The sequence below is a fragment of the Bacteroides pyogenes DSM 20611 = JCM 6294 genome (assembly GCF_000428105.1).
Lineage (GTDB): Bacteria > Bacteroidota > Bacteroidia > Bacteroidales > Bacteroidaceae > Bacteroides > Bacteroides pyogenes.
Map to the genome: position 1 here is coordinate 31,798 of NZ_ATZH01000039.1, position 9,239 is coordinate 41,036.

Consider the following 9,239-nt stretch of genomic DNA (forward strand, 5'->3'; position numbering starts at 1 on the left):
GCTCTTTTCGCCATCTGACTTCAATCGGCGATTATTCCTCTTCCGGTTCTTCTTCTTTCTCTTCTCCTTTTCGGTATGCCAACGGACTGACATGGTATATATCCTTGAAGCATTTGCTGAAATAACGGGAAGAAGAGAATCCGATGCGGTCTGAAATTTCAGTAATGTTCAGCTCGGGGTTGTTTCTCAACATTAATGCCCCTCTCTTAAGTCGGATGCCCAGAATAAACTCATTAGGTGTCTGCCCTGTCACCGCTTTTAGTTTGGTGAACAGATTCGTGCGTGCCATCCCCATTTCGCGAGCGAAGATGTTGATGTTGAAATCCGTGTTGTCCATATTTCGTTCGATAATCTCCATCGCCCGGTCAAGCATTTCCTTATCCATCGGATTGGTCGCAAGCATCTGCGCAAAAGCCTGCGGCTGCTTGCTGAACTTCTCCTGTAATAGCCGGCGGGAGTTTACAAGATTGTTGCAGCGGGAGATAAGCAGGTTGGTGTTGAACGGTTTCGTGATGTAATCATCGGCTCCTATCCGTAGCCCTTCGATGGTATGTTCCACAGCGGAGCGTGCCGTGAGCAACACTACCGGAATGTGGCAGGTGTTGAAGTTCGTCTTGATCAGCTTGCATAGTTCTGTGCCCGACATGCGGGGCATCACTACATCGCTCAGCACAATGGTAGGCATCTCTTTTTGTACCTTTTCCCACGCCTCTTCACCATCGGAAGCCGTGATGACCCCATAGAAGTTGCCGAATATATTTTCAAGCATCTGCTTGATCGATTCATTGTCCTCCACAATCAGCATCGTGGCGTCCGGAATGCGTTTGTCTTCTCCGCCGTTGCCACCCCATTCTATCTCCGGCAATGTCTCTGTGAGTGAAGCGGGCTGTTCAGGCTGGCAGATTCCGGCAGGCTCTTGCGCTATCTGCTCCGCAGTGAAATGATTGTTTCCCGCCTTCATGCGGATGATAAAGCTACTGCCTTTCCCCGGTTCGCTTTCCACACGAATATCGCCGTGATGAAGTTCAACGATTCCTTTGGTCAGCGATAGTCCGATACCCGTTCCGGCACCCGTGTTTAAAGAGTCGAGACGTTCCGTCTGATAGAAACGGTCGAATATCTTGTCTATCTCATTCGCGTCGATGCCCGAACCCGTATCTCTGATGACAACGATGGCATATCCGTTCTCTTTGGATACGTCTATCGCAATCGTGTCTCCGGCTTGAGTATGCTTCATTGCGTTCGAAAGCAGGTTATTGACGACTTTTTGCATTTGTTTCTGGTCGTACCAGATTTCTATATCGTCGTCCGATTTGCTGAATTCGAAATTGAGTTGCTTGCTGCTTGCGTATTCGAGGAAGAGCAAATAGTTCTCGTAGAGGAAGTCCGCCAGGTTGTGCGGGCTTACCTTTATCTTCATGTGCCCCTGCTCCTGCTTTCGGAAGTCGAGCAGTTCGGTAATCAACTCCCTTAGTTGGATACTGCTTTTATAGATACCGAGTATCTTATTATAAATGGTGGGTGTGAAAGTGGAGACTTGAAGCAATGTTTCCACCTGCGCCACAATGAGTGTGAGAGGAGTGCGGAATTCGTGCGAAATGTTTGTGAAGAAGCGAAGCTTCGATTGGTTCAACGCTTCGATGTCCGCAGTGTGTTTCTGTTCATATTTCAATGATTCGCGGAGTTTGATGCGCGATTTGTAACTGCGGATGAGATACAACAGCAAACTACCTGTAATCACTATGTAAATAAGGTATGCCCACCAGCTTTTGTACCAAGGCGGTAATATTCGTATGGATAGTTTGGCTTGGTTGATGTCGTTTCTCCGCGATTTCACAATCAGTGTATATCGTCCCGGATTCAAATTCGTGTAAGTAATGATGTTGCGGTAGGCGGGTGTCCATTCGTCGGAGAAACCTTCGAGTCGATAAATAATCTCATCTCGGTTGGCAGCGATGAAGTTGGAGGTCGCGTACTCGATGCTGAACATAGATTGGTTGGCTTTAAGCCTAATTTCATGTGTATATCCGATGGACTTTTGCAAGATGCTTCCCTTATCCGCCGGGAGCACTTCTTTTCCGTTTACGAATAGACGGGAGAACATAATACGGTATGATTTGGGTGTGAATTGCAGACTTTTCTCTGAGAAAGAAATCATGCCTTGAACACCTCCCAAAAATACCGCGCTATCGCGGGTTACGTAAAGCGCGTTTTCGTTGACTGCTGTTAGCGGGAAGCCGTTCTCGATTCCGTAATTCTGGAAAGTCTTCTTCCGAAAGTCGAATTGTGAGAATCCCTGATTGGTAATAAGCAGCAGATGCCCTTTGTCCACCGACGACTCGCAGACATCGTAGATACAGTCGCTCGACAAACCGTTGCTTTGCACATCGAAATTCTCGAAATCGTCCGTCTCTTTCCGGTAACGGTCCAGTCCGCTTCCGGATGTGGAGAACCATAGATTCCCCTCGCTGTCCTGCGTAATGCTGTTCACATTGTTGTTGCTAAGACTGTTTGGCGAGGAGGGAATGTGGGCATAATTCGTCAGCTTGCCTGTATCGAAGCGGTAGGTATATACCCCTTTCCCGGTAGCGGCTACCCACAGCGTTCCTTCTCTGTCAAGGCAAAGGCTTGCCACCATTTTTATCTCCCGTCCCTCCTTTGTTTCTTGAAAAAGAAGCCGGGCTTTGCCCGTGACGGGATCGAAGAGGCAGGCTCCCGCTTGAGTTGCCACAATCAGCTTATCCCGGTAGGGAACGATATCGCGTACGATATCCGAAGGAATCGAAGAGGGGTCTCCCGCTTTCATCCGGTAAATTGTGAATCTGCTTGTGCGAATATCCAGCTTGTTGAGCCCTCCCAAGTGAGTGCCTATCCACATAATTTCGTTTTTTTCGTCGTAATAAATGGCTTTCACATTGTTGTGCGACAAGCTGTTCTTTCCTTCTTCGTGCCGATACCAGCGATATGTTCCTTTCTTACGGTCGTATACGTTAACGCCACCGCCTTCGGTACATATCCACAAGTTCCCCGCTTTGTCTTCAATCATCCGACCGATGATGGGGCTACTTAATCCTTCTTTCTCTGTCTGTCCTACCTTATATCGGGTGTAAATCTCATATTCCGGGTTGAAGTAGTTCACCCCTCCGAAGTAAGTTCCCAACCACAACGTCCCTTGTCCGTCTTTTACGATACACCATACGGAAGAGTGAGTCAGACTCCCCGGTCTGTTCTCGTTCGTGGTGTAGAGGCGGAAGTTCCCGGTCGCTTTTTCGTAGCGGTTCAACCCGTTGAACGTTCCAATCCAGATATTCCCGGAATTGTCTTCGCAGCAACTTCTCACAAAGTCTGAACTCAGGCTGTTCGGATTCCGGGAATCGTGCTTCAGGTTTCGGATGCCGCCGTCTTGCTTTACGCGGTAAAGCCCTTCTTCCCAGCTGCCTATCCAAAGTTCTTCGGATGAGTCTTCATAGATACTTGTGATGTTTCCTTTGGGTATCGGATGAGTCAGGTTCCTATCCTTGTCCAATCTGTACACCCCCTCGCCCGAAGTCCCTATCCATAGGTTTTTCTGGGGATCGAGATGGAAGCACGAAAGCGCAATGTTTTTTCCCGCGAGCCGGTAGTAGAGGTCGAAGTTCTTGGTTCCCTCATTAAAGATGTAGATTTCGTTCTTTTTGCCGATATAGAGCTTTTCTTTATAGTAGATAGCGTCTACATTTCCTTGAATCAGCGTTTCGAATTTCTGTGTTTCAAGATCGAATCCGGCTACGCCATCGGTGCAAAGCAGGTAGATTTTGCCTTTTTTATCACCGGTGATGCGCAGCACCGTATTGCTGAACAGACTGTTCGGATCGTTCTTGTTGAGTTTGAAACTCAGTATGTCGTTTCCGTTGTAGCGGTTTAGCCCTTCACGCGTTCCGATCCAGATGATGCCTTGCCCGTCGATATATATGCTGTTGACGGAAAACTGAGACAGTCCGTCGTCTGTGGTCAGGTGGTTGAAAGTGATATTCTGCCCCTGAGCCCGGAATAGGGCAAAGCCTAGGATGAACAAGAATAAAAAGGTTGTTTTTCTCACTGGAATAGTCTGTTTTCTGCGTTACTATTTGCAAATATATTATTTAATTTTGATTTTGAATAGGCATATTAAGAGAAAGTCACTACTTTTGCAGAGAACAAACATAAGTATCATGAAAGTAAAGAAAATAAGTGCGGCTAATATAGAGCCCCGTGATCTTTCCAAATTGCTGGATAAAGAAAAGATCGATTTTCAGCTGATTCAGTGCGTAAACTGGGAGGAATATCCTTATAAACCGAGAGTCTCTTTCCGGATAGCTCATACGAAAGATTCAGTACTACTACATTTTAAAGTGACAGAAGCCAGTGTCCGCGCCAGGTATGGACAGGATAACGGAGCGGTGTGGACGGATTCGTGCGTGGAGTTCTTTGCGATTCCTGCCGGCGATGGAATATATTATAATATCGAGTGCAACTGTATAGGCACTATTCTGATTGGGGCCGGAGCCACACGCGAGGGAAGGGAACATGCCCCCGAAGATGTGACGGCTTTGGTGAAACGCTGGTCGAGCTTGGGAGATGAGCCCTTTGAAGAACGGGTGGCAGACACCGACTGGGAGGTTGCTCTGATAGTTCCTTATGCGGTATTCTTCAAACATCAGATAACCTCTTTGGACGGAAAAGAGATAAAAGCGAATTTTTATAAATGTGGAGATGAGTTGCAAACTCCTCATTTCCTTTCTTGGAACCCTATAAAGATAGAAAAACCGGATTTTCATCGTCCCGATTTCTTCGGAACGTTAGAGTTTGAGCCGGAACAAAACATTTAACCTTATTATCGTATGAAATTAGCAGAAGCCCTCAGCCTCCGCGCTGATTTGCAAAAAAGAGTCGCCCAGTTGAAAGGACGATTGAAAGACTGTTCGAAAGTTCAGGAAGGCGATTCGCCTGCCGAAGACGTAAACGAACTTTATAAAGAGCTGGATGAACTCCTCGCCCAACTGGAGGGTCTCATCTATCGTATCAACGCTACTAATATACGGACTTCTCTTGAAGGAGAAAGCCTGACCCAACTGATTGCGCGAAAGGATGTGCTCACCATGCGCGTGTCTCTGATGCGCGAATTGCTGGAGCATGTCACCGAACAGGACCATCGTTACAGCCGTCAGGAGATAAAGATGGTGCGTATGATCGATGTGCCCGAACTCAGGATGCAACTGGATCTTCGTTCGCGCGATTTGAGAGAGCTCGATCTGGCTATTCAGAAATTGAACTGGAGTGTCGATTTGATATAATTCGGGCTTTGCTGTAACCTTATAAAAGGTGTAGTTACTTTGCAGGGGCGGCACAAAATTTTCGCCTGTCGGCTTCCGGCCGCCGGGTGTTCAAGATAGCAGCTTATCGGACGTGAGCGAGATATATTGCACAGCGTATGTTCAGCATCATTCATAAGCGCACATTATGTACAGAGCATGATAGCATTACCATGTGCCGACTGTAAAGAAACGAGGGTGGGAAGCGGGATAATGAAAGTCCCCTTATCAGATTCTTTTCCAACGGATGGAAACAACTGATAAGGGGACTTCTTGTATCCGGCTGTCCGACAATTAAAACCCGTCTCGCACCGGTCAGAAAGCTCCGCCGACAGGCTTCATGATGAAACTGAACTCATAGTCCTGATAAGGCAGGCGGTACTGTTTGAGTGGGATGGCTCCCCAACTGGTGACGCAACCCAGTCCCATCTGTATTTTGTCGATGCAAAAGTTGGTGAAGTTCGCCTTCTCTACTTCCGATGCATGGCGCTGGTCTTTCTCGCTGCCGTCGTCGAGCGACTCGATGGTATAATTCAGTGCCGAAGCCGAGAAGGGGGCGTCGGCTGTAAATTGCAGTCCTGTACCGCTTGCACCGGATAATCTCCACCAGCGAATGTCAGTCTTGGTTCCCGTCTCCTGCGGGCGTATGTACGGGTAGAACTGTTCTTCCACCGTTTGGCTGTATCTGCCCAGCAAAGCGCCGTGATTGCGGTCGGAGTAGTTCTCGCCGGGCCCTCTTCCGTAGTATTCTATCCGGTTGAAAGCGATAGGCATGCGCAGTTGCATCCCGAAGCGGAACATTTCGGATACTTTCCGGCTTTTGTCCGCCTCCATTCGTTGAGTGACCTTTATCGCACCTTTATTATTAATGGTGTACGTCAGGTACAGTTTCGCGCCGGTAGCGCTCATATCGTATTCGCCACGTACCACCGTTTGCCCGTTTTCGGTGTTGTGTTTCAGTGAAGTCAGCTTCAAGTGCGGATGTTTCCATACGGCGTATTTGTGCTGAAGTCCTGCACCGTAATCGTTGTCGGTCGGAGCGCGCCAGAAGTTCGGGGTCAGAGCGCTCCCCGGTTTCATGAAAGAGACGCCTTTCACATCGTACCGACAGAGGTAGCCGTCTCTCTTGTTGAACTCTACGGTAAAGTCATTGCCCGAAACGATGAGGTAGTTGTAATCATTGTCCCAAACAGTGGGTGCATCGGCGGGCATGTTGGTATCGGTCTCGTTATCGACGCTCAATCCGGGCGCTTCGTATCCGCGTACGGTGAGTTGGTTGTAAGCCACCGTGCTACCTGCCGGAAGCAGCGCTTCGGCATTTTTCAGTTTATAGCTTACGTTGAGCAGAATTTCCTTGCCGGGGCACAGCTTGCTTGCATCGAAGGGCAGGCGGAGTCGTACGGTTTGCTGAGGCGCTGCCGACAACTCAGGCACAGTGCCTGTCTGCTTCACTTCGCCATCTGCTAGCAGTTGCCATTCCATGTAATAGGCAGAAAGGTCACGAAAGAAGTTTTCGTTGTAAACGTTCACCTCGCCTTTTTCCAAGTCGGCGGCGGTAGTCCAGATGTTCTGGTAGAAGAACGCTACTTCATAGGCATGGGGATTCGGCACGCGGTCGGGACTGATGAGTCCGTTGTCGCAGAAGTTGTTGTCCGAAGCGTCGTACTTGTTGAAGTCGCCTCCGTAACCGTATATCTCCACACCGTCTTTATTCTTCCACCGGCACGATTGGTCGACGAAATCCCAGATGAATCCGCCCTGATACTTCGGATACTTGCGTATGATGTCCCAATATTCTTTGAATCCTCCTTCGGAGTTTCCCATCGCATGCGCGTATTCGCACTGGATGAGCGGTTTGTCGATATCTCCTTCGCAATAGTTGATGCAAGTCTCATAGTCTCTGTACATGGGACAGTAGATGTCGGTGAACTCGCTTGTCCGTGCCATCTCGTATTGTACGGCGCGCGTGGGGTCTTCTTTCTTTGCCCACGTGTAGCACTTCTCGAAGTTCGCTCCCATACCGGCCTCGTTGCCCAGCGACCAGAAGATGATGGACGGATGGTTGTATCCGCGCTGCACGTTGCGTTGGTTCCGTTCGAGATGCGCTTTGGCATAGATGGGGTTCTTTGCCAGCGTCTTGTCTCCGTATCCCATTCCGTGCGATTCCACGTTCGCTTCCGCCACCACGTAGATGCCGTAGCGGTCGCACAGGTCGTACCAGCGGTTGTCGCAAGGGTAGTGGCAAGTGCGCACGGCGTTGATGTTCAGTTGCTTCATCACCTGTATATCCTGCACCATCCGCTCGGTCGAAACCACGTATCCTCCGTCAGGGTCGAGCTCATGGCGGTTGGCTCCTTTGAAGAGTACCGGCTGTCCGTTGACCAGTATTTGGCTACCTTTCAGTTCGATCTTGCGGAAACCGACGTTTACGGGAATCACTTCGAGCGGGTTGTTTCCGCTTTTCAGCGTGGCAACGAGTTTGTATAGATTCGGCGTTTCGGCTGTCCACTTCTCAGGATTCGGAACGGAGAGAACGGTGCTCAGCTTTCCCGAGCCTCTCACTTCGGCGGCAGCGACACGCTGCCCTTGGGTGTCCAGCAGGTCGAGGGATACTGCTCCGCTTCCGTTCATATCAATAGCGACGTGCAGCGTCCCGTTTGCGTACTGTTCGTCCAGATCGGGAGTCACCCGGATGTCGCGTATATGTTTCTTTTCACGCGCGTACAGATAACAGTCGCGTCCTACACCCGAGTAACGGAAAAAGTCCTGGTCTTCGAGGTAAGTACCGTCGCACCAGCGGAACACTTGAAAGGCAATCAGGTTTTTGCCCGGCTTCAGGTAGCCGGTGAGGTTGAATTCGGCTTCCAGCTTACTGTCTTCACTGTATCCCACATAGCGACCGTTCACCCAGAGATACATGTTCGATGTCACCGAACCGAAATGGGCGAATATCTCCTTGCCCCTCCATCCGGCAGGTAGCTCAATCTCTTTGCGGTAAGAACCTACGTGGTTGTTGGCGGTAGGAACGTAGGGCGGGTTGTTCTTATACTGGTTTCTCCACGCGTATCCCACATTCACGTAAATGGGGTCTCCGTATCCGTTGAGTTCCCATACGGCGGGTACTTTGATGTTGTCCCATCCGCGGTCGTCGAATCCGGTGCGGAAGAAGTCGGTGGGACGTTCGTCGGCATTTCTCACCCAGTTGAACTTCCACGTTCCGTTCAGCGTCATAAAGTTGTCCGATTGTTCTTTGATGCCTGTTCGCGCTTCTTCGGCAGATGCGTAAGCGAAGTAGTTGGTGTGCATGGCAGCCCGGTTTACGGCGTTCACTTCCGGATCTTTCCATTCGTTGAATGTTTGTGCTTGTGTCGTTGCCAGTCCTAACACTGCCAGACAACAGGAGAAAAGTTGTTTCTTCATGGTTTCTTTATAATATTAGGTTCATTATTTCGGGCGATAAAGATAAGAAGATTATTCTGTTTTTCATATTGTTTTCTTCCCGCACCTGTGGCGGCTGCCGATATTTTGTGTTCGAAGCAAGAAAACTCTCCGGAAATACTGCCGGATTCTCGGCTCTGTTTATTCCGGATTTTGTATCAGGCTATCCGCCATGATATATAATTATACTCATGGTCGGTGACTATATATAACCCGTTGGTTGAATTAAAAATCTAAATATTTACAAATGAAAAAGTTGCACATATCACTGATTTTTAGTAATTTAATGGTAGCTAAACCGTTGAATACTATTTATCTGCATATGCGCAACTTCATAGCAAATTTCGTCAGAATTCTCGGAATCTGCAAGGATTTCGCCGGAAATCGTGTTAATGAGCTCGGAAATATACCCCGTTGTGGTGTAGTTCCCAAGTTTTCCGACCTTGAGGTCATCGCTTTGAGCATAACAGC

At 48.9% G+C, this 9,239-nt stretch carries 4 protein-coding genes and 1 pseudogene; 3 read left to right on the top strand and 2 right to left on the bottom strand.

The genetic code is table 11. The features are described from left to right. Positions 1 to 31: 31 nt before the first annotated feature. Complete coding sequence (locus tag C234_RS0110730) at positions 32 to 4,078, bottom strand: hybrid sensor histidine kinase/response regulator transcription factor (protein WP_027325773.1); 4,047 nt, start codon at positions 4,076 to 4,078, stop codon at positions 32 to 34. Between the two features lie 112 nt (positions 4,079 to 4,190). Here C234_RS0110730 and C234_RS0110735 point away from each other — a divergent pair, with 112 nt between their 5' ends. Continuing rightward, positions 4,191 to 4,847 carry a carbohydrate-binding family 9-like protein gene (locus C234_RS0110735; protein WP_027325774.1) on the top strand — a complete coding sequence of 219 codons (657 nt, stop codon included), beginning with the start codon at positions 4,191 to 4,193 and terminating at the stop codon, positions 4,845 to 4,847. A gap of 12 nt (positions 4,848 to 4,859) precedes the next feature. Further along, positions 4,860 to 5,312, top strand: a complete 453-nt coding sequence (locus tag C234_RS0110740) for a DIP1984 family protein (RefSeq protein WP_027325775.1) — start codon at positions 4,860 to 4,862, stop codon at positions 5,310 to 5,312. A gap of 333 nt (positions 5,313 to 5,645) precedes the next feature. Here the strand turns inward: C234_RS0110740 and lacZ are convergent, their stop codons facing one another. Next, the gene (gene lacZ, locus C234_RS0110745) at positions 5,646 to 8,750 is read right to left on the bottom strand and encodes a beta-galactosidase, LacZ type (protein ID WP_027325776.1); all 3,105 of its coding nucleotides are present in this window, start codon (positions 8,748 to 8,750) and stop codon (positions 5,646 to 5,648) included. 265 nt (positions 8,751 to 9,015) lie between these two features. On the opposite strand from lacZ, the pseudogene C234_RS18055 reads away from it, so the two are divergent. Continuing rightward, positions 9,016 to 9,239, top strand: a pseudogene (locus C234_RS18055) (IS982 family transposase); the annotation flags it as partial.

Excerpts from the sequence above, each read along its gene's own strand:
- C234_RS0110740 (WP_027325775.1), top strand. The coding sequence starts at position 4,860 with ATGAAATTAGCAGAAGCCCTCAGCCTCCGCGCTGATTTGCAAAAAAGA.
- lacZ (WP_027325776.1), bottom strand. The coding sequence starts at position 8,750 with ATGAAGAAACAACTTTTCTCCTGTTGTCTGGCAGTGTTAGGACTGGCA.
- C234_RS0110735 (WP_027325774.1), top strand. The coding sequence starts at position 4,191 with ATGAAAGTAAAGAAAATAAGTGCGGCTAATATAGAGCCCCGTGATCTT.